This is a genomic window from ANME-2 cluster archaeon, assembly GCA_019429385.1.
In the GTDB taxonomy this organism is placed as follows: Archaea; Halobacteriota; Methanosarcinia; order Methanosarcinales; family Methanocomedenaceae; genus Methanocomedens_B.
The window spans coordinates 14265-35098 of the sequence record JAHYIS010000024.1 but is presented as its reverse complement, the minus strand read 5'-3'; the positions used below and the strand labels follow the sequence as shown (position 1 = coordinate 35098).

23 protein-coding genes are annotated in these 20834 nt (G+C 45.6%); 14 read left to right on the top strand and 9 right to left on the bottom strand.

Going from position 1 to position 20834, the window contains the following annotated elements; genetic code table 11:
* Positions 1-44: 44 nt before the first annotated feature.
* Positions 45-1106, bottom strand: a complete 1062-nt coding sequence (corA, locus tag K0A89_08925) for a magnesium/cobalt transporter CorA (protein ID MBW6518608.1) — start codon at positions 1104-1106, stop codon at positions 45-47.
* A 148-nt stretch (positions 1107-1254) separates the two neighbouring features.
* Between corA and K0A89_08920 the strand changes: the two genes are divergently transcribed.
* Positions 1255-2211, top strand: a complete 957-nt coding sequence (locus tag K0A89_08920; GenBank protein ID MBW6518607.1) for a mechanosensitive ion channel family protein — start codon at positions 1255-1257, stop codon at positions 2209-2211.
* 80 nt (positions 2212-2291) lie between these two features.
* Complete coding sequence (locus K0A89_08915; protein MBW6518606.1) at positions 2292-3299, top strand: mechanosensitive ion channel family protein; 1008 nt, start codon at positions 2292-2294, stop codon at positions 3297-3299.
* Here the strand turns inward: K0A89_08915 and K0A89_08910 are convergent.
* Together K0A89_08910 and K0A89_08905 are read right to left on the bottom strand one after the other, a co-directional pair.
* A complete protein-coding gene (locus K0A89_08910; GenBank protein MBW6518605.1) occupies positions 3285-4097 on the bottom strand; it encodes a mechanosensitive ion channel family protein in 813 nt (270 codons plus the stop codon). The genes K0A89_08915 and K0A89_08910 overlap by 15 nt on opposite strands.
* Before the next feature lies 1 nt (position 4098).
* Positions 4099-5112 carry a hypothetical protein gene (locus K0A89_08905; protein MBW6518604.1) on the bottom strand — a complete coding sequence of 338 codons (1014 nt, stop codon included), beginning with the start codon at positions 5110-5112 and terminating at the stop codon, positions 4099-4101.
* A gap of 516 nt (positions 5113-5628) precedes the next feature.
* Between K0A89_08905 and K0A89_08900 the strand changes: the two genes are divergently transcribed.
* From K0A89_08900 to K0A89_08890, 3 genes are all read left to right on the top strand, one after another.
* Entirely contained in the window at positions 5629-5928 is a 300-nt protein-coding gene (locus tag K0A89_08900) for a hypothetical protein (protein MBW6518603.1), read from the top strand.
* Positions 5929-5957: 29 nt separating this feature from the next.
* Entirely contained in the window at positions 5958-7265 is a 1308-nt protein-coding gene (locus tag K0A89_08895; protein MBW6518602.1) for a sodium-dependent transporter, read from the top strand.
* A gap of 98 nt (positions 7266-7363) precedes the next feature.
* Positions 7364-7579 carry a hypothetical protein gene (locus tag K0A89_08890; GenBank protein MBW6518601.1) on the top strand — a complete coding sequence of 72 codons (216 nt, stop codon included), beginning with the start codon at positions 7364-7366 and terminating at the stop codon, positions 7577-7579.
* A gap of 151 nt (positions 7580-7730) precedes the next feature.
* On the opposite strand, the gene phoU is transcribed toward K0A89_08890, so the two are convergent.
* The 5 genes from phoU to K0A89_08865 form a co-directional block, all read right to left on the bottom strand.
* A complete protein-coding gene (gene phoU, locus K0A89_08885) occupies positions 7731-8384 on the bottom strand; it encodes a phosphate signaling complex protein PhoU (protein MBW6518600.1) in 654 nt (217 codons plus the stop codon).
* Positions 8384-9151, bottom strand: a complete 768-nt coding sequence (pstB, locus tag K0A89_08880; GenBank protein MBW6518599.1) for a phosphate ABC transporter ATP-binding protein PstB — start codon at positions 9149-9151, stop codon at positions 8384-8386. Before pstB ends, phoU begins: the two co-directional genes overlap by 1 nt.
* A complete protein-coding gene (gene pstA / locus K0A89_08875) occupies positions 9152-10003 on the bottom strand; it encodes a phosphate ABC transporter permease PstA (protein ID MBW6518598.1) in 852 nt (283 codons plus the stop codon).
* Positions 10000-10866 carry a phosphate ABC transporter permease subunit PstC gene (pstC, locus tag K0A89_08870; protein ID MBW6518597.1) on the bottom strand — a complete coding sequence of 289 codons (867 nt, stop codon included), beginning with the start codon at positions 10864-10866 and terminating at the stop codon, positions 10000-10002. The genes pstA and pstC overlap by 4 nt, the downstream gene beginning before the upstream one ends.
* Positions 10867-10969: 103 nt before the next feature.
* Entirely contained in the window at positions 10970-11881 is a 912-nt protein-coding gene (locus K0A89_08865; protein ID MBW6518596.1) for a PstS family phosphate ABC transporter substrate-binding protein, read from the bottom strand.
* Between the two features lie 513 nt (positions 11882-12394).
* Here K0A89_08865 and K0A89_08860 point away from each other — a divergent pair.
* The gene (locus K0A89_08860; protein ID MBW6518595.1) at positions 12395-12553 is read left to right on the top strand and encodes a rhodanese-like domain-containing protein; all 159 of its coding nucleotides are present in this window, start codon (positions 12395-12397) and stop codon (positions 12551-12553) included.
* Entirely contained in the window at positions 12550-12723 is a 174-nt protein-coding gene (locus K0A89_08855; protein MBW6518594.1) for a hypothetical protein, read from the top strand. Before K0A89_08860 ends, K0A89_08855 begins: the two co-directional genes overlap by 4 nt.
* 64 nt (positions 12724-12787) lie before the next feature.
* Here K0A89_08855 and K0A89_08850 read toward each other — a convergent pair whose 3' ends face one another.
* On the bottom strand, positions 12788-14527 hold the full coding sequence (locus K0A89_08850) for an adenosylcobalamin-dependent ribonucleoside-diphosphate reductase (protein ID MBW6518593.1): 1740 nt from the start codon (positions 14525-14527) through the stop codon (positions 12788-12790).
* 81 nt (positions 14528-14608) lie between these two features.
* On the opposite strand from K0A89_08850, the gene K0A89_08845 reads away from it, so the two are divergent.
* The 7 genes from K0A89_08845 (at position 14609) to ahbC (ending at position 20811) form a co-directional block, all read left to right on the top strand.
* Positions 14609-15175: an epoxyqueuosine reductase QueH gene (locus tag K0A89_08845; protein MBW6518592.1), complete on the top strand. Its 567-nt coding sequence runs from the start codon at positions 14609-14611 to the stop codon at positions 15173-15175.
* Between the two features lie 183 nt (positions 15176-15358).
* The gene (gene hemL / locus K0A89_08840; protein MBW6518591.1) at positions 15359-16627 is read left to right on the top strand and encodes a glutamate-1-semialdehyde 2,1-aminomutase; all 1269 of its coding nucleotides are present in this window, start codon (positions 15359-15361) and stop codon (positions 16625-16627) included.
* Between the two features lie 3 nt (positions 16628-16630).
* On the top strand, positions 16631-17557 hold the full coding sequence (gene hemC / locus K0A89_08835) for a hydroxymethylbilane synthase (protein MBW6518590.1): 927 nt from the start codon (positions 16631-16633) through the stop codon (positions 17555-17557).
* A 36-nt stretch (positions 17558-17593) separates the two neighbouring features.
* On the top strand, positions 17594-18349 hold the full coding sequence (gene cobA / locus K0A89_08830) for a uroporphyrinogen-III C-methyltransferase (GenBank protein MBW6518589.1): 756 nt from the start codon (positions 17594-17596) through the stop codon (positions 18347-18349).
* Positions 18350-18363: 14 nt separating this feature from the next.
* The gene (locus K0A89_08825; GenBank protein ID MBW6518588.1) at positions 18364-19209 is read left to right on the top strand and encodes a uroporphyrinogen-III synthase; all 846 of its coding nucleotides are present in this window, start codon (positions 18364-18366) and stop codon (positions 19207-19209) included.
* 93 nt (positions 19210-19302) lie between these two features.
* The gene (locus tag K0A89_08820; GenBank protein ID MBW6518587.1) at positions 19303-19587 is read left to right on the top strand and encodes a hypothetical protein; all 285 of its coding nucleotides are present in this window, start codon (positions 19303-19305) and stop codon (positions 19585-19587) included.
* Between the two features lie 21 nt (positions 19588-19608).
* Positions 19609-20811: a 12,18-didecarboxysiroheme deacetylase gene (ahbC, locus tag K0A89_08815; GenBank protein ID MBW6518586.1), complete on the top strand. Its 1203-nt coding sequence runs from the start codon at positions 19609-19611 to the stop codon at positions 20809-20811.
* Positions 20812-20834: the final 23 nt, after the last annotated feature.

Below are 20834 nucleotides of genomic sequence, written 5' to 3'. Positions count from 1 at the left end.
AACGACCACATATCACACAGTTTTAATGGGTATGTCGGTCTTATTTATAACCACCGTTTCCGTTTGAAGAACAAGAACATTGAAAAACCTGTGCCGATGAACACTACCCAGAGCAATGGATAGCTCCACTGCCACCCCAGTTCAGGCATGTATTCAAAGTTCATCCCATATACCCCTGCGAAAAAGGTAAGGGGGATGAATATGGTGGCTATGATGGTCAGCACCTTCATGACCTCGTTCATCCTGTTGCTCACACTTGAGAGATAGATATCCAGCATGCCTGAAAGCATATCCCTGAAGGTCTCGATGGTATCTATGACCTGGATGGTATGGTCGTACACATCCCTCAGGTAGACGGTTGTGGAATCCAGGATAAGCGTTGACTCGCCTCTTTCCAGTCCGCTGATCAATTCACGCAACGGCCAGACCGATTTACGAAGATATATCATCTCCCGTTTCATTTCGTGAATGGTTTGCAGGGTCTCAGGTATGGGATTGGTGACCAGTTCCTCTTCTCTATCCTCAATTCTTTCACCCAGTTTCTCAAGTATCAGGAAATAATTGTCAACAATGGAATCGACCAGGGCATAGGCCAGGTAATCAGGACCCATTTTCCGGATGCGGCCTTTGGAATTCCTGATCCTTTCCCGTACAGGATCAAAGGTATCGCCTTCCATTTCCTGGAAGGATATCACAAAGTTGTTACCGAGGATAAGACTTATCTGTTCCCCCATAATTTCATTGTTCGATTCGTTGAACTGGAGCATTTTCATTACGATAAAAATGTAATGTCCGAAGTCCTCCATTTTTGGACGCTGGTCAGTGTGGACAATATCTTCCATGATGAGGGGGTGGACATCAAAATGCTTCCCTATGGTTTCAATGATATCCACCTGGTGGAGCCCATCCACATTTATCCAGGTGACAGTGGGCTTCTCCTTAAAGGGAAAACATTCTTCAACAGTCTTTGCTACCTTCTCTTCCAGATTCGTCTCATCATAATCCAAGATGGAAATCTTTACCGTCTCTGCTTTTTTTTCCCCGATATGTTGAAGAGTACCAGGAGGAAGACCAACTTTCTTTGATGTTTTGAAAAATCGGGACATTATTCACCATCTCTGTACATGGTATATTCATTGACACCACATTATAAATGTTTTATTATACGGGTTTGATAGCGTTGTATTCCTAAAAGCAATCAAAAAAATCACAATCCTCATAAACTTCATATTCGGGCATGTGAATTAACTACTGATGAATTCGAATCGAGAATTATACATCTTTTTATTAAGCTTATTGGCGATAATTACAATATATATCAATTATTTTACGGACTATCTTAGTGAATACAGCCAGGAATTGAGCAAGTTCCTGCAGTCTACAATCATACTACTGGTTGGCTATCTGGCAAACTATTTCACCAGCATCATTATTAAAAGACAGATACAGGAAATTAAAGAACGATATGCCTTTAAAAAAGCCGTCTCAACCATTATTGCAATCATCGCAATGGGAGCATTGATAGCTGTATGGTTCAAGGAAACTACTTCATTAATAGTTGCATATGGGATAATAAGTGCGGGTATTGCGATTGCACTCCAGGATGTACTAAAAAACCTGGCCGGTGGGCTCATTATTTTTCTCTCAGGACCCTTCAGGGCAGGAGATAGGATACAGATAGAAACCGACATGGGAGATGTACTGGATATCAATGTATTTAACACGAAAATAATGGAGATCAGGCAATGGGTTGACGGGGACCAGTATTCAGGAAGGATCATCCAGTTGCCCAATAGTTTCATCCTGAACAAGACAGTGAAGAATTATACCAGGGATTTCTCTTTTATCTGGGATGAGATACATCTTATGCTGACGTATGATAGTAATTGGAGAAAAGCCCAGACAATTGCAGTTGATATCGCGAATGATGTCACGAAGGAGTTTGAGATATCTGCAAAAAAAGAACTCAAGGATATGGGAGATAAATACCTGATAACTCCTGCTGATGTTGAAAGCAAGATATATACCCAGATCACTGATAACTGGATCGATATGCAACTCAGATATGTGGTCGATCCGCGCCGCCGCAGGACAAATAAGCATCTGCTGAATGAAAAGATACTTGATGCTTTTCTCAAGGAAAAAGATATTAAGATCGCATCGGCAACCTATGAGATCGTAGGGTTCCCGGCTGTGAGGATGGAGAAATGACCATTCTCTTTTTCTTGTGCACGAAAATGAGACGATGAGGGGAATGCATTATAACTGAAAATGAGCACCGCAGTATAAAAATGGATGTCCTGTGGTTTCTGGGGCTTGTCCTGGCCATTGTACTCCTTATTATCTACTGGAGGATATATATTGATGTGTCGACATTCACCAGCGTGTTCGAACTGTTATTGCCAAAATTTTCGTTCGTGATCATAACCCTGTTCATTGTCAAAATATTCCTGAAAATCTCATTACCCATATTGAACCGGGCTGTCAAACCACATTTCAAATCAGGGGAATGGAAAGTTGTCCGGATGCTCTATATCTATTTTGTATGGTTCCTTGCATTGATAATAATTATCAGCGGTGTACTGGGAAATTTTTCATCACTCGGGATCTCTTTGAGCTTACTGGGTGCGGGACTGGCCTTTGCGCTCCAGCAGGTGATACTGAGCTTTGCAGCATGGTTCTTGATCATGGTTAAGCGTCCCTACAAGATAGGTGACAGGATCTATATCAAGAGCAATGACATTCTTGGTGATGTAGAGAACATCACTATGCTGTTCACCGTGCTCAAGGACGTGACCGGGGACGAGACCGTTACTGGCAAGAACGTGATCATCCCGAACAGTGTCGTTTTTTTGGAACCCATCATAAACTATTCCTACGATATCCCCCAGGTCTGGCTCTCAATACCCGTCAGTGTGACGTATGAGAGTGACCTTGGCCTGGCTGAGCGGATAATCTTTAACGCTGCCAAAGAGGTAGCAGGTGAGGAGATGAAGCAGGCAGCGAGGTTGATGCGGGTCAAGACACCTGAGAGCGTACAGGTGGAGTTCGCCCTGGAAGAGCCTGTGCTCAGAGTGGGATTTGCAGACTCCAGCGTAACGGTGACCGTAAGGGTGATGTGCCTTCCCAAACTGGTACCTGCCATCAGGACCGAGGTGTACAGGAAGGTGCTGGAGGAATTCAACAATCCTGAAAATAAGGATAAAGTGGAGATAGCATATCCCCATATGGAACTGGTTCTGCATGATGAGGGGATGGGGGATAACATGAAAAACTTTTTAAAATCACCCAGGTCCTGATCCGCCAGGTATCACCATGATCCGTGGTGCTCTTATCCCTTTCAATGTAAACTCGTCCAGGGATCTCCTGGTAACATCGGATTCGAACTGGAACTCATACCTGAGGTCTGTCACGTATGCTTTAGCCCGAAGCCTTCTATAATAGGGGTATTCCTTGATAAGTATGGTTACTGGATGCTTACTGGATATATAAACGTACATTGAAGTTATCACTGCTTCTTTCAGAATTTTAAATGCCAGACCGGCATCAGCATCGTGGTCTACATACAGGTCGATGACCACCATCATTTCACGGTTCCCGGCATTGGCACTGGCCACCGGCTGGGTGAAGACCATATAATTGGGTGCGGACACAAGATTATCGTCCGGTGTTACCAGGGTGGTGGATATGAGCCCAATATCCTTTACTTCACCATAGTATTCCCCTATCCTGATCTTGTCGCCAACCTGATAGGGTTTTCCCAGACTGATGAGGATTCCCCCTATAACTCCCGCAAACAGGTCCTTAAGGCCAAACCCGATGGCTGCACCCAGCAGCACCCCAAAACCCCACAGCTGTTCGGATGTTACCACCAGGATCCTGGCAAGAATAACGTAAAGTGTAAACCCATATATCGAGAATTTCAAGAGCGGTATCAGCATTTTTATTGTAATCCGATACTGGAATGCCCGTTCAGATAAATGGGTGAGCAGGAATGTGATGATCCTGACCAGCAGATATGCAAGGAGGATGGTAAAGGCAATGTTCAGGACTATAGTAGCATCAAGTGAAGGATAAATAAGATTGTTATCTGCCATATTACCACACCAGGCGTAATTTTTTTAAGAATTCCACAGTGCTCTTCAATGCTTCGGGCCTTATCCCGAATTGGCCGTCCTCCATCTTGATCAATCCCTGCCGTGATAAAGTGGATAATATATGAACTGTCTGGAACCCTGCTATATCATCCAATTCTTCCTTACCTATGGATTTCATTGATACGATAATGCTCAACACGAATGCTTCTTTATGTTTGAGCCTGAATTCATATGAAATATCATTGATAAATTCAGGTTTGATCACGGGATACTGGAGACTGTTTTCCCAAATCACTTTAGCAACACCGGGATTTCCATTCGAGATATTGTTAATTCTCCTGTAAATGATATCCTCAATTGTCATCATTTCACGCTTTCTGAAGAACCAGATATCTAAAAGATCAAAATGTATTCTAATGCCAGGAAGGTTGATCTCCTTTTTCAAGGGTTTCAGTGTGACGGGATGTTTGACATGTTCAATTATTTTCTTTTTTGATACCACTTCTCCTGCAAACTGTATCTCCCCGTCTCCATATTTGGAATGGATTATATTTTTAATAGCATCGGCAGGTAATTTCGGGAGCTTTATCTGCACCGGGAAATGCACTGCCAAATCCATGACCTCGTCAAGATATGTCCATGAATAGAGGTTCCAGGTAGTGATGAACAGGTTTTGTGATTCAGCAGCCATTACCAGGAAATCTTCAAGAACATCGAATCCCCCAATCTTTCGCATATAAAGGTACTGGCAATCATCTACTATTACAATTGAACCTTCAGGTATAGCGATTTCATCCCTGTGTTTTACCAATGACGAAAAAGATAACCTTGCTGTCCTGTCAGGGTTCTTCATCTCTATTTCATTTATCAGGGTGGTCTTGCCTGCAAATGGCTCGGCTATTATTGCGATGTTCGATATTCTCCCCGATCCGGACTCAGAAATTGTATCATTAATAGCTGTTATTTCTTTCTCGAATCTCCCAGTTCCAGAAGATGTTTCAAGACGTGTTTCCATAATAACCACTCCAGATTAGGACGAATATCCCCTAACTTGTAAAAGGTTGATTTTTCTTATATAAATATTTTGTCAACTACAAATTATCCTGATTTGTAGCGAAAAATTAACAACACCAAACTTTTTTACAGCTTCCACTTCTGGATAAATTCATATATTAGTAAAATAATATTTGATTTTGAACCCTTAAGGTTGCATCTATTTGCACAGTAATTCAAAGAGTGGTTAGTTAGGTTGAATCGCAACTATTAAATCGTTTGAACCAACATTCTGAAATCCAGGGAGTAAAGGAACATGTTAAGAATTCTGGAAGATATCCGTCAGGATATTGATAAACTGGCAGCAAGTACTGGTGAGGAAGCAAAGAAGATTAATAGTAAAATTAAAACAGAACTGGATTCGGTCGCTTCATCTGTAAAATCTATAAATCTTAAGAACGATATCAAGAATCTGACAAAAAAGGCAGACGATCTGGTGGATAAAACCGGCAGTTCAGCAAAACAATTAACAACAGAGATAAAAACCGATCTGGATTCTATCAAAGCAAGGGTGGCTCTCCAGGACCGCATGGCAAAATTGGTCAGTGAACTGGACGAGCTGGCCGAAAAGACAGGCATTGAAGCCACCAAACTGGGAACCAAATTGAAATTTGATTTAACATCAATAGTTAAAGTCATTACATCCATTGATGTTAAAGATGAGATTTACAATATTATTGCGAAGATAGACACACTGGTGGACCAGACCGGGGACGCTGCTAAAAAACTGGCAAACGAGATCAAAGCAGATATTAACAACATATTAAAAAAAATCTGATAAATTCTTATTAATACGGGGATAGAAAAATGGCCAGAGAAAAATGGAGTTCAAGAACAGGATTTTTACTTGCAGGTATTGGTTCTGCAATGGGTCTTGGCAACGTGTGGAGATTCCCCTACATTGTTGGCCAAAATGGTGGGGGAGCTTTCTTAATCCCATATCTTATTGCGATATTTGTCCTTGGTTTGCCTCTTATGATGCTGGAATTCTCAGTTGGTCGGGAATTCAAAGGTTCAGTGGTCTCATCCATGAAGAAGATCAAAGGCGAGCTCAGGTGGGTGGGAATCATTGTCGTAATAGTTTCCATCGTAGTGCTAAGTTATTACCTGGTGGTCACAGGCTGGACCATTGCTTATCTTATACTGACATTACTGGGTAAAAAGATCATCTTTGATGAGTTCACTCTGACATATTATTCACCCATTTTTTTCGTTGCAGTAACACTTGTAACATCCTACATTGTCATGAAGGGAATAAAAGGGGGTATCGAAAAAACAAGTAAGATAATGGTTCCGGCTCTTGTAATTCTATTAATGGGGATGGTAATTTACGCTCTCACCCTTCCTAATGCATTTCAAGGCATTTCATTTTACCTGACACCTGATTTTTCAAGACTTTCTGATTATTCTGTCTGGGCTGCGGCTTTTGGGCAGGCGTTCTTTTCACTTTCAGTGGGTTCAGGGATATTGCTGACCTATGGAAGCTATCTTGATGAAAAGATAAGTATTCCCAATAATTCAATAATAATCACTATCTCGGACCTGCTTATATCCTTTATCAGCGGACTGGTTGTATTCTCCATAGTATTTTCATTTGGATTCGAACCAGCAGCAGGACCAAAACTTGCTTTCTCTACTATCCCGATTATCTTTGATAAGGTGCCATATGGGTTCCTGCTGGCTGCAGTGTTTTTCCTCCTGCTGTTCTTTGCTGCACTGACCTCTGCCATTTCCATGCTTGAAGTGGGCGTGTCCACCCTTGTAGACGAATTGAAAATGACCCGAAATAAAGCCACATCCATTTTGACATTTGTCATCCTGGTGTTGGGCTTCCCTTCCGCTTTAAGTTATTCAGGGATGAAGCTTACACTGTTCAATACTCCTGTTTTCGACCTGTTGGACACGTTATTCGGATCTATAGGACTCATGGTTACAGCATTGCTCATTTCAGTTTCAGTCACCTGTTTCATGGACAACGGCGTCATGAAGGACCAGATGAAAAAGAACACACAATGGAATGCCAGCAAAATCGTGTTTGTGATGGTAAAATATGTAATTCCTGTTATTCTCATATATGTATTGGCCGTGAGAATCAAATTCTACCTGAACCTGTGAAATTCTGTACTTTCAAAAAAGGGTCACATCACAACCGAGACCCCATAATTGAAACATAGTTATTTATCTCATTACAACATATTTTATGTGGTGATTTTATGGGAATTAGAGATAGTCTAGAATCAACTTTGTTAGTAATATTCGCATCGGTATTACTAATAATAGTAACGATAATATATTTCGGAATAACGTTAATGGTTGTAAAGATTGGCAGCGATCTTTTCTTCGGTCCGGGATTGGATGCAAATTTTGCAGTGCTGGCAGCAGCAATATTGTCGGCAAGCGGTGTTCTGGGAGGAGCATTTAAAGACTAATAGTTGAATAAAAGTTTTATCACCGGTTTGTTTATTTTTTAAACTGTTCAACTTTTTTTATTTTTTTCACATCTATATAGCAGCATGGCTGGTTATACTATATTGATACATATGCAAAGGTAGCGGTAACAAGCAAAAGCAGATCCAATCCTTATTTTATCCAGACCCGCTTCCCTTCCAGCATAAACACGATCATGGACCCTATCTTGCATGTGATGTCCCCTATCCTTTCAAGATAACGGGCTACAAACAGCAGGTCAGTGGCATCATCTATGGTAGTTGTGTCATTAATCATAAAATTAAGCAATTCAGTGTATAGCGTTTGGTACAGGGCATCAATTACATCATCCAGCGGTGATAGCCGCTCAGTTGGTCCTGCATTTCGATTTTGTATGGCATCGATATCCAGGTCGATCATCTTCTGGATATTTTCTGACATTCTTGGTATATCAACCAATGGCCTCAGTAACGGTTTATGTGCAGATTTTATGGTGATCCTTGCTATCTTCTCAGTATAATCACAAATCCGCTCAAAAGAATCAGATATCTTCATCATCGAGGATAAGAACCTCAAATCCCTGGCGACCGGTTGCTGGGTGGCAGTCAACATCATACCGCGATCGCTGATCTCAATATTGAGAACATCGCTCTTTTCTTCCAGTTCGATAACCCTGGCTGCCATCTCAACATCCTGGTTCCTGAGGGAATCCACTGATAAACTGACTGCATCCCTGGTGAGCTGCGCCATTCTAATAACATCTGTTTCCAGACGGTTCATTTCCATTTGGAATACTTTTCTGACCATTATCCAAATCTCCCTGTAATATAATCTTCCGTACGTTTATCCTTAGGATATTCAAATAGATCTTTTGTTTCACTATATTCGATAAGTTCTCCCAGCAGGAAATATGCGGTATAATCGCTGACCCTTGCTGCCTGCATCATATTGTGCGTTACAATGATAACGGTATAATCCTGCTTCAATTCGGCCATCAGGTCTTCTATCTTGGCAGTAGATATGGGGTCAAGGGCTGAGCACGGTTCATCCATGAGAATTATTTCCGGCTTTACTGCCATGGCCCTCGCAATGCACAACCGTTGCTGCTGTCCCCCGCTCAAACCCATGGCCGAGGAATGGAGCCGATCTTCTATTTCATCCCATAAAGCGGCGGATTTCAGCGTTTCTTCCACGATGGCATCCAGTTGGGTCTTATTCTTTATCCCATGTATCTTTGGTCCATAGGCAATGTTCTCATAAATGGATTTAGGGAAAGGATTGGGTTTTTGGAATACCATACCCACGTTCTTCCTCAGCTCCACCACGTCCACATCAGATGAATAAATATCCTGGCCGTTATAGAATACGCTTCCCTGTGTCCTGGATATGGGAATTACTTCGTTCATCCGGTTCAATGCCCGCAGGAACGTGGATTTACCACAGCCTGAAGGTCCGATAATAGCAGTGATCTTATGTTTGGCTATTTTCAGGTCAACATTTTTTATAGCTTGCTTGGAGCCGAACCAGATGTTCAAACCAGTGCTTTGTAGTATTATTTCGTCATTTTCCAGCATCTACCAGTCCTTCCTATTCCTGTACCTGTATCGAACAAACATTGCAATGAATGACATGGAAAATATCAACACCACCAGCACCAGTGCCGTGCCTGCCGCATATGCCTGGGCCTGGGGGTGAACATGCTGGGTGGTAAGGATGAACAGGTGATACGGCAGGGCCATGAACTTATCAAAGGGAGAATTGGGCAGTCCCCGCATATAAAAGGTTGCCCCAACCACGATAATGGGTGCGGTTTCACCCATAGCCCGGGCCAGTCCGATAATAGAACCTGTGATCATGCCCGATGCTGCATAGGGCAGCACATTCGTGCGAACGGCCTGCCATCTGCTGGCACCCAGAGCATATGCGCCGTCCCGAAAAGACTGGGGTACAGTTTTCAGGGATTCTTCACTGGCAGTGATCACCCAGGGGATAGTCATACCTGAGAGGGTAAGTGAGGCTGCAATGATAGAGGTCCCAAAATTCAGCATCTGGACAAATACTGCGAACCCGAACAACCCGTAGATAATGGATGGCACTCCTGCCAGATTTCGAATGGCCAGCTTGATCATCCGGACCAGGAATGAATGGCCTGCGTATTCATTTAGATAGACAGCACAGGCTACTCCTACAGGTATACTGAACACTGCCACCCCCAGTCCCAGATAAAAAGTTCCCACGATGGCAGGGTAGATCCCGCCGGCTGTAATATCGCGGTTCACCCACTGTTGGGTGAGAAAACGAAAACTTATGACCCCTGATCCCAGGTATGTAATATAGAGTAGCACTATTACAAGGATCCCCAGGCTGACAAGGCCAGTGAGCCGGAAAAGGTTGAAATACAGTTTCTGTTTAACGTGGTTCTTCACATCTTCCCCTCCTGCCTGTGTAGATAGAGGTCTGCTGCAAAGTTCACAATAAAAGTCATGACAAAGAGCACCAGACCCACAGCATACAGTGCCTGGTAATGCAGGTCTCCCACGACCACTTCCTTGATCTCTATAGCGATGGTTGCAGTCATGGGACGGACCGGGTCAAAAAAACCGGCAGGAAAAGCCCTGGCATTCCCAGCCACCATAAGCACCACCATGGTCTCACCCACCACACGCCCCAGTCCCAACATGACAGCAGCTATGATACCTGACATGGCAGATGGTACCACCACATTTCTGATGGTCTGCCAATTGTTGGCACCCAGGGCCAGGCTGGCCTCAGTATATCCTTTTGGTACCGAGGTTATGGCATCCTCTGAGAGGCTAATTATGGTGGGAAGGGCCATTATGGCTACCAGTATGGATGCTGTGAATGCATTCAGTCCATTGCTCAGTCCGAAAAAATCTGCAACTGCCGGGGCAAGTACTAACAGCCCCAGCAGCCCCAATACCACGCTGGGAAGGGCTGCGATCATCTCTATGGCAGGCTTTAGCAGTTCCCTGACCGAAGGTGATGCGATCTGTGCAAGATATATGGCACACGCCACACCAAGGGGTACGGCAATGATGAGGGAGAAACCGGCGATATAGAGGGTCCCCACCACCAGCGACAGAATGCCCCAGCTGGGCTGTACATAGGATGTTGGATTCCAGTCTGTACTGAAAAAGAACTCTAAAGGGGAGATCTGGGTAAATGCCTGCAGCCCGGTGAGTGCAAGAAATATAAAGATGCCAAGGACTAAGACTATGGTGGATATGCCGTTTATTGCGAAGAACCATGCAATGAGCCTTTCTTTTATTTTTTGTCTGAATTGTATAGAACCTTTAGTAACTGTTATCCCCCCTAACCCATGGAGATGTTATTTCCAGCTATGTGCTGCATTTTAGAAAAATATTGGGGTGTTACCCTTCTATGTCTGAAATTTTGTCCTGGTTCTGTGCCCTGTCATCCTTATTTATTGGATAGAATCCGGAACGTCGTACGATATCCTGTCCTGATTCACTCAGTTCGAACCTGATAAAAGCATACAGCAGACTGTCCTTATCAGGTTTTCCGCTGGTGTACTGGAACAGGGGTCTGGTTATGGGGTACAGGTCGTTCTCGATATTGTTCTCCTCCAGCGGGGAAATATATTCTGACGAGGTGTCCCTGGCTACAGAAATTACCTGTATTTTATCAGTAACATAACCTATCCCTATATATCCTATGCCTGAGGGGTCAGCGGTAATTGCATCTGCTATTGCCTTGTTACCTTCCATATTGCGCATTTTGGGAGAATAATCATTTTTCCGGGTCTGCTGCCAGTTAACCACGTGCTCCAGGAAGAACTCGTATGTACCTGATGTGCTCTGCCTGCCGTACAGTGTTATCTCCAGGTCAGCACCACCGAGCTGGTTCCAGTTGGTGATATCGCCCCTGTAGATAGCTCCTATCTGTTCCAGTGTGAGGTTTTTGAGCTGATTGTCCGAATTCACAATCACGGCCAGTCCGTCCCTGGCAATGATGAATTCCCAGGGCTCAATACCCTTCTTCCTGGCTGTATCAATTTCTGTTGTCGTTATTGAGCGGGACGAGATGGCAATATCGATCTCACCGTTTATCAAAGCTGCGATGCCTGTGCCGGAACCACCGCCGGTGACCAATACATCAGTCCCCTGATTATTTTCCATATAGGTTTGGGCCATATCTGCAACCAGCTGGACAAGAGTGTCCGAACCTTTGATATCCAGAGATTCACCGGGCGGCTGGCCGGTGCATCCAAAGGTAAAGGAAGTTATCACTACAAGTGCCAGGATTCGGAAGTATTTATTCATGGTACTCACCCTTTTGATGTAATGTTTATACCGTAGTTAAATATTTTGTCCATATAATACACACTTCGTTAAACTAAATAATTGGTCTGAATTGTATTAACTGATAACAGAATACCTCAACATTGGGTGGATTAATCTGGTATATAGTTCAAAGTTGAGGCAGGACTCCCTTGTTAAAAATTTCTTTTTTCAGAGTGAGATGAGTTTGTACATCTTCTGCTAAGATGTAATTATTTTGTCTAATTCATACTATTTAATGTATGAATGTTCACGTATTCATTTGAATGCCAGCAGAAAAAGCCACCAAAGAGAAAAAAATATGAAGAAGAATGATACATGTAATAATGTTAGTTGATGGGGGTCGTATATGCCCTGTTCGAAGATCCAGACTGGATGAACAAGATGAGTTCAAAAGGCAGTTGCCACGAAAAGAACCACTTGAGATCGAGTGAATAGGGGTATACAAGGGACTAAAATATGGTCTGTGTGAAATAGCGAAAAAGGGGTTTGAAAATGGGTAAAAAATCGAATCCGGACCTGATCAGTGTGGAAATGCTGAAAGACCGCATTGATGATACTGGGACCATAATAATAGATGTCAGGACTGCAAGTGATTATGCCAAAGGTCACTGGTCATCGATTTCCTCATGGATTATGTACAGTCTGCCATGAAAGGGATGAATGTAAAGGAAGCTGATATGATGCTGCCGCTTCTTAGAGGTTTTCTTTTCCTGTTGGTATTCCTGCTTTCCCTTGATACCATGCTGATCAGGACCAGTATCTTCTCTGTATTCCTGGGACCACTGGCCTGGAGATTCGCAGTAGTGGTTGCATTCGGGTAGGGAGTAAAAGAGACCGTAGTGGCATACGCCGAGGCCAAAAAGTAGGCCTCGTTTTTGTCTTTTTTCAGGTGGGGTTCAGTACAACCCCGCAGTAATCACAATCCTGCAGCACATCGTCCACCGTGGTCAGCACCTGTTCGCTGCGGCTGCGGTCCCGGTACACCGTGATACCCTTGCATCCCAGCGTATATGCCAGCCTGAAAGCCCTGATTACATCTTCCTTTGTAGCATCATGCCTGAAATTGATTGTCTTGGAAATTGCATTGTCAGCATATTTCTGGAAGGCGGCTTGCAGCCGGATATGCCATTCGTAACTCATATCGTGGGAGGTGACGAAGAGCTGTTGCACAGCATCCGGAACCTCAGGCATACCCTTGACGGAGCCGGCGCTGGCTATGCGTTCCATCAGTTTGGGTGAATAGAATCCTTCACTTCTTGCAATTTGTTCGAAGTGAGGATTGGTGAACATCAATTTCTCTCCTTCCATTACGGTCTTCACATACGAAACGGCGTAAATAGGTTCGATACCGCTGCTGCATCCTGCGATTATGCTAATGGTACCTGTAGGTGCAATGGTAATGCGCGTGGAATTGCGCACCGCTGGCCAGCCAGGTCTATCATAAATACTGCCACTGAAATTTCCGAATACACCCCTGCGCTGTGCAATCTCTTCGGATGCCTGTACGGCCCGGTTACACAAAAATGTCATGACCTCCTCAGCCCGTTCCACAGCCTCAGGAGAATTATAAGGAATACCCAAACAGATGAGCATGTCTGCAAACCCCATCACACCCAACCCTATCTTCCTGTTTCCCTTAACCATCCGGTCGATATTCTCAAGCGGGAACTGCTCCAGGTCTATTACATTGTCCAGGAACCGCACTGAAATATCCACGGTACGGCCCAGTTTATCATAATCAATGTTGCCTCCATCAACCATTCTTTCAAGGTTTATTGAACCCAGGTTGCAGGCCTCATAAGGCAAAAGGGGCTGTTCTCCACAAGGATTGGTGGCTTCAATTGTTCCCAGCCCCGGGGTAGGATTATCCCGGTTGATACGGTCCAGGAACAGCAGACCCGGCTCACCGCTCTCCCATGCCGAAGCTGCTATGAATTTGAATATCTCGATGGCATCCCTGTACGCTGTGACCTCACCGTTGCGGGGGTTCACCAGTCCGAAGGACTGCCCTGCCTCAACCGCATCCATGAAAGCATCGGACACTCCCACAGAGAGATTGAAATTAGTGAGCACACCGGGCTCGTGCTTCACCGAAATAAAATCCACAATATCGGGATGGTCCACCTTCAGGATACCCATATTCGCACCGCGCCTCCGTCCTCCCTGTTTGATGGCCTGGGTTGCTGCATCGAATACCTTCATAAATGACACCGGACCGCTGGCAATCCCACCGGTACTGCCAACGATATCTCCTTTGGGCCGCAACCTGCTAAAACTAAAACCCGTACCACCGCCGCTCTGGTGGATGATAGCTGCATTCTTCAGGGTCTCGAATATCTCATCAAGGGAATCACCGACCGGCAGGACAAAACAGGCTGCAAGCTGTTTGATGCGGGTACCGGCGTTCATAAGAGTAGGAGAGTTGGGTAGGAATTCAAGATTGGACATAATTGAGTAAAATTCCTCTTCAGAACCTGTCACGTCCCCGTACAGGTCATCTGCAGAAGCCACATAACCGGCAACCCTGCAAAACATTTCCTCAGGCGTTTCAGTGACATTGCCATGTTCATCTTTTAGCAGGTACCTGCGCCTTAGCACCTTTTGTGCATTATCAGAGAGTTCCAATAGTTACCAACCCCGCAATAATAGCCATAATGCAATAATTCCTATATTGCCCACAATACAATAGTATATAATTCGGTTCCAATGAATATTAACGTTGGTGAACTGAACATGGAAATGCTGCTCCACATATGCTGTGCCCCCTGCGCCACCTATACGGTACGGGCACTGCGGGACGAAGGTTTCGAGCCGGTAGGCTATTTCTATAATCCCAACATCCATCCATTCACCGAGTACCGTCGCCGGCTGGAGACACTGCAGCAGTATGCTGAGGTCGTGAAACTGGATGTGGTGTACCGTGATGAGTACATGCTTGAAGAATTTATAAAACAGGCGTTTGAAGTGGAAGACAGGTGCCACCTCTGCTACACCCTCAGGCTGGAGGCAGCAGCCAGACAGGCATCTGACATGGGCATTCCTGTGTACACGTCTACCTTGCTCATTTCCCCTTACCAGAAACATGAGATGATAAAAGATATCGGCGAGGGTCTTGCATCAGAATACGGGGTGGATTTTTTTTACCGGGATTACCGTCCCGGGTATAAGGAAACCTACCAGCTGTGCAGGGACCTGGAACTGTACCGCCAACCTTATTGCGGATGTATCTTTAGTGAAAAGGACAGGTATTACCGAAAATTAGTAGAGAAATGAGCGTGACAATATTCATAATCCTGCCAGTAGTACGAGATTAATCTGTACAACAAATCGATGAAAAAGATTTGGAATGTATTCTGCGAATATAATATATGTATAAACTATCATTTTAGGAGCATAGTTCTGTAAAAGAATCAATAGAAAAAATATTTGGTTATCTACATTCCTGTGGTATTTCATATGAAGCGCGAAAAATCGAAACAATTGTTCAGCAAAGCAAAGGACCTGCTCCCCGGCGGAGTAAGCAGCCCGGTAAGGGCAATAAACCCGTACCCGTTCTACACAAAAAGTGCCGACGGCTCAAAACTCACTGATGTTGACGGTAATACGTACATCGATTATTGTCTGGGATACGGGCCACTTATGCTGGGACACAACCATCCGGCTATCAAGGAAGCCATCCGTGCCCAGTTGGACCAGGGCTGGCTCTACGGGACGCCTACCGAAATGGAAGTGAAACTTGCAGAACGTATCTGTGACAATTATTTCAGTATCGATATGGTCAGGTTCGTGTCGACCGGTACTGAGGCCACTATGGGAGCTATCCGGGCAGCCAGGGGTTATACGGGCAAGAACAAGATCATCAAGATAGAGGGCGGGTTCCATGGAGCCCATGATGCGGTCCTGGTAAAGGCAGGGAGCGGTGCGACCACGCAGGGTGCACCGGATTCTCTGGGTGTTCCCAGGGACTTCACGAAGCATACCCTGCAGGTCCCATACAATGATATTGATGCCATTGTTGAAGCCATAGATGGATATAATGGCGAGGTGGCAGCCCTCATCATGGAACCTGTCATGGGTAATATCGGCCCGATCCTTCCTGAAGAAGGTTATCTGGAACAGGTAAGGAAAGTAACGAAAGAGAATGATGTCCTGCTCATCTTTGATGAAGTGATAACGGGGTTCAGGCTTGCCATGGGAGGTGCACAGGAATATTACAATGTTTCACCCGACCTGACCACACTGGGCAAGATAGTGGGAGGTGGTCTTCCGATTGGTGTGATAGGCGGTCGCCGTGATATTATGCAACACATATCACCTGCCGGTAAAGTGTATCAGGCAGGGACCTTTAACGGACACCCATTGTCACTGGCAGCTTCACTTGCCACTCTTGACGTGCTTGAAAAAGAGAAGGTACACGAAAAGGTGAACCAGAAATCAGACGGCCTGCGCGCCATGTTGCGGGATACCGTGAACGACCTGGGACTGGACTACAATGTCAGCGGTGTAGGTTCTATGTTCAAGGTGTTCTTTGGCGAGATGCCTGCCAATTACCAGGAAGCTTTGAACTGTGATAAGGAAGGTTACTTTAATTTCTTCCACAGGATGCTCGATAGCGGCGTGTTCCTGCCACCGTCGCAGTTCGAGACCAATTTCCTGTCCGCTGCACATACTGATGAAGATATTGATGCCACCCTCAAGGCATATGAAGAGAACCTGAGGCCCTGAGCAATGATAATCGGTACACGGGGAAGTGCCCTGGCCCTGGCGCAGGCAGACAAGGTAGCTGCTATGCTAAAGGAGCGCGGATTTGATACCAGGCGCAAGATCATAAAGACAAGCGGTGATGCCTTCACTGACCGCCCCCTGCACGAGGTGCCGGGAGTGGGTGCATTCGTGCGCGAACTGGATGACAGGATGCTGGAAGGCGAGATCGATATCGCGGTCCACAGCATGAAGGACATCCCCACGGAGCGACCTGATAAACTGGCCATCGCTGCCGTACTGGAACGTGATTCGCCCCTGGATGTGTTGCTGACGAACGACGGTTCCACGCTGGATGAACTGCCTGAAGGGGCTATCATCGGCACCACAAGTATGCGCAGGCGCGCCCAGCTTCTTAGATACAGGCCCGACCTGAATATTCAGGACCTGCGGGGTAATATCAATACCCGCCGCCGAAAACTTGAGGAAGGTCAGTATGATGGTATCCTGCTGGCAGAGGCCGGACTGCAGCGTATGGGCTGGGAACTGGACGTGGTGCAGCTTGACCCTGATAATTTCTGCCCGTCCGCCAACCAGGGGACCATTGTGGTGGTGACGCCAAAGGATACTGAAGGCCACAAAGCCGTATCGCTGCTGGACCATCCTCCCACGAATCTTGAGACCCGGCTTGAGCGTATTGTAATTGGAATCCTTGGGGGGGGCTGTCTGGTGCCTATTGCCGCTTTTGCTACCAGGGTGGGCAGTGGTATGAGGATACGGGCTGAGGTGCTGTCACTGGAAGGCGACAGGTTTGTCAAAGTGGACGAGGTTGTGCCTCTTGATAGGTGTGAGGAAGAAGCAAAACGGTTGGGTCATCAAATTGTTGAGCAGGGAGGCGCCGAACTGGTCAGTGAGGCGGTAGAAATGTTATCAAATGGTCGGAAATTCAATTGAGTTCAATTCATGAGTGCATACATCGGAGACTAACATATGAACAGCAAAAAACTGGGTAAGGTATACCTTGTAGGCAGCGGTCCGGGTGACCCGGAACTGCTCACGCTAAAAGCACGCAGGCTCATAGACGAGGCCGAGGTCATAGTATATGACCAGCTTCCCGGAGAGCAGATCCTGGCCAGCATGCCAAAAAACGCGGAAAAGATAGATGCCGGCAAATATGCAGGCAGCCACACTCTCAAACAGGAGCAGATCAACCAGGTACTGGTGGATAAAGCTAAAGAGGGAAAGATGGTGGTCAGGTTGAAAGGCGGCGACCCCTATGTATTCGGACGTGGCGGCGAGGAAGCGCAGGTGCTGGTACGAGATGGCATAGAAGTTGAAATCGTGCCCGGCATCACATCTGCAATTGCGGCACCGGCCTATGCAGGCATACCTGTTACCCACAGGGACCATGCCAGTATGGTGACATTTATCACAGGGCATGAAGACCCCACAAAGGAAGATTCGGCCCTTGACTGGGACGCACTGGCAAAGTTCAGCGGAACCATAGTCATCCTGATGGGAGTCAGCATGCTGCCCAGAAACGTGAATGAACTGATGAAGTATGGCAAAGACCCTGCAACCCCGGTGGCACTTATCGAGCGGGGAACCCGGCCCGACCAGAGGACCACAGTAGGTACGCTGGAAAACATTGTCAAACTGGCAGAGGAAAGAGGCGTCAAGGCTCCGGCCATTACCATAATAGGTGGCGTGGTCACCCTGCATGATGAACTGGGTGAACTCAGGTAGTTTTGTTGGGAATTATGGCCAGTACCTCTTTCAGTTCCGATGCCAGCACTCACATCAACATCGACACCAGACCTACGGTTGCCATAATGCGGCCCGTCCGCTACGAACAGGATTCCATCCAGGTATGCCAGCAGGCCGGATTTGATGTTATATCTGCTCCCATGATAGCGATACTGGATAAGAGGGATGAGTATTTTAACGGGTTTGTGTCCCGGATACTGGCCGGACAGTCGGATATTGTAATTTTTACCAGTGCAAACGGCATAGACCATACGCTGGATAAGGTGCCTGACCGGGATGCTTTTATCGCTGCATTGAACCGACTTACCACTATTGCTATCGGTCCCAAGACCAGGGAAGCAGCTCTGGAGCAGGGGATTTTGATATCGTTCATGCCAGAGTCGTACAGTTCGGAAGGGTTGGTTGAAGCCATCAGAAATAATGTGTACGGGAAAGTGGTTGACATTGCCAGGAGTTCCCATGGTGCACCTGTACTGGTGGAAGGTTTAAAGGCTGCCGGTGCCGATGTTTTTGAAACACAGGTCTATGAGATTACCAGCCCTGTAAGGGGGAGTGCACAGGAAGCACTGATACAGGCAATTCTGGATAAAACGGTTGATGCTGTGGTATTTACCAGTTCAATGATGGTCCGGAATTTCCTTGGGATGGCATCACAGATAGGGTTTAAGGATGAGGTTATCAGGAAATTGAATGATGAGGGTATCGTTGTGGCTGCCATCGGACATCCAACTTCCAATACATTAAATATATATAAAATTCCAGTTACTATTATTTCAAATGAATATACATTCAAAGCATTGATAGAGGAAACAAGAAAATTCTTCTTTGTGCCGGGTTAACGTGAGACTTTGGAGTTTGTCCAGGGTGTCCAACAAAGTTGAACTAAAAAAGTTATACTTTATGTACTATGAAAAAAGAATTCGGTATTCAATATGACTAAACTCATTGTAGATGATAAGGCCATTGAGTTCATAAGGGCTGAACTGGAGAAGGAACAATCACCTGCTGTACGCTTATCCATAACTGGCGGCGGCTGCTGCCAGCAACTTGGCATTGCAACCGTGGAAAAGGAAATTGCCAGGGATGTTAAGTATATCGAGAAAGGTGTCACCTTCCATGTGGAAAAATACCTGGATTCCAATGCATCTTCCATCGAGATCACGCTTGATGAAGAGAGGCAGATGCTTTTGGTGAACATGAATTACAATATTGATTAAATAACGAATGGTGTAATAAAGATGATAGGCATTTCAAAACTTTACTGCGGGACCGTTGAACCATCCGATGCCCTGAGGTACGGGCGGGAATCAGGCAAACTTCCATCTCACTTGTTGCAGTTCTCAAAGGATAAAAAACCTGTAGTGGTCTGGAATATGGGACGTCGCTGCAATCTGCATTGCGTGCACTGCTATGCCCAGTCAAGGGATATTGAATATAAAGATGAACTGACCACCCAGCAGGGCAAGGAACTGATAGACGACCTTGCCCAGTTCGGTGCGCCGGTGATACTGTTCTCAGGTGGTGAACCCACCATGCGAAAAGACCTTCCTGAACTCGCCATGTATGCAAGGGATAAGGGAATGCGTGCCGTTATCTCCACGAATGGTACATTGATCGATGAGAAGATGGCCAGGGTCTTGAAGGACATCGGACTATCGTATGTAGGTGTATCACTGGACGGTATGAGGGAGACCAATGATAAGTTCAGGGGTATGCCTGGTGCTTTTGATGCAGCATTGCAGGGTATGCGCAACTGTAAGGCGGAAGGTATCAAGGTCGGTCTTAGATTTACCATTAACAAGAAAAACGCTCAGGACATACCTGCCATCTTCGACCTGTTGTATGAGGAAGGTATTCCAAGGGTCTGTTTCTACCATCTGGTCTATGCAGGACGCGGTTCAAAAATGGTGGAAGAAGACCTGAGCCATGAAGAGAGCCGCCGTGTAGTGGACCTTATCATGGATAAGACAAAGGAGATGCATGACAAAGGTTTCCCTATGGAAGTACTTACCGTGGACAACCACTGTGACGGGCCTTATGTTTATTTCCGGTTGCTGGAAGAAGACCCGGAGCGCGCTGCCGAAGTCTATGAACTGCTTATGATGAACCAGGGTAATTCATCCGGTATCGGTATCGGCTGCGTATCATGGGACGGTTCTGTACACGCTGACCAGTTCTGGAGGCATTATTCTTTTGGTAATGTAAAGGAAAGGCCTTTCAGTGAGATATGGATGGATACCAGTGATAAGCTCATGGCCGGTCTCAAGGACCGTAAAAATCTGATAAAGGCAAATGCAGATAGATGTGCCAAATGTAAATGGCTGGAGATATGCAATGGCAACTTCAGGGTCCGGGCAGAGGCCATCTATGATAATGTATGGGCTGATGACCCGGCATGTTATCTTACCAAAGATGAGATCGGTTACGATGAGGTCAAATAGGGAGAATACGGTCAAATAGGCAG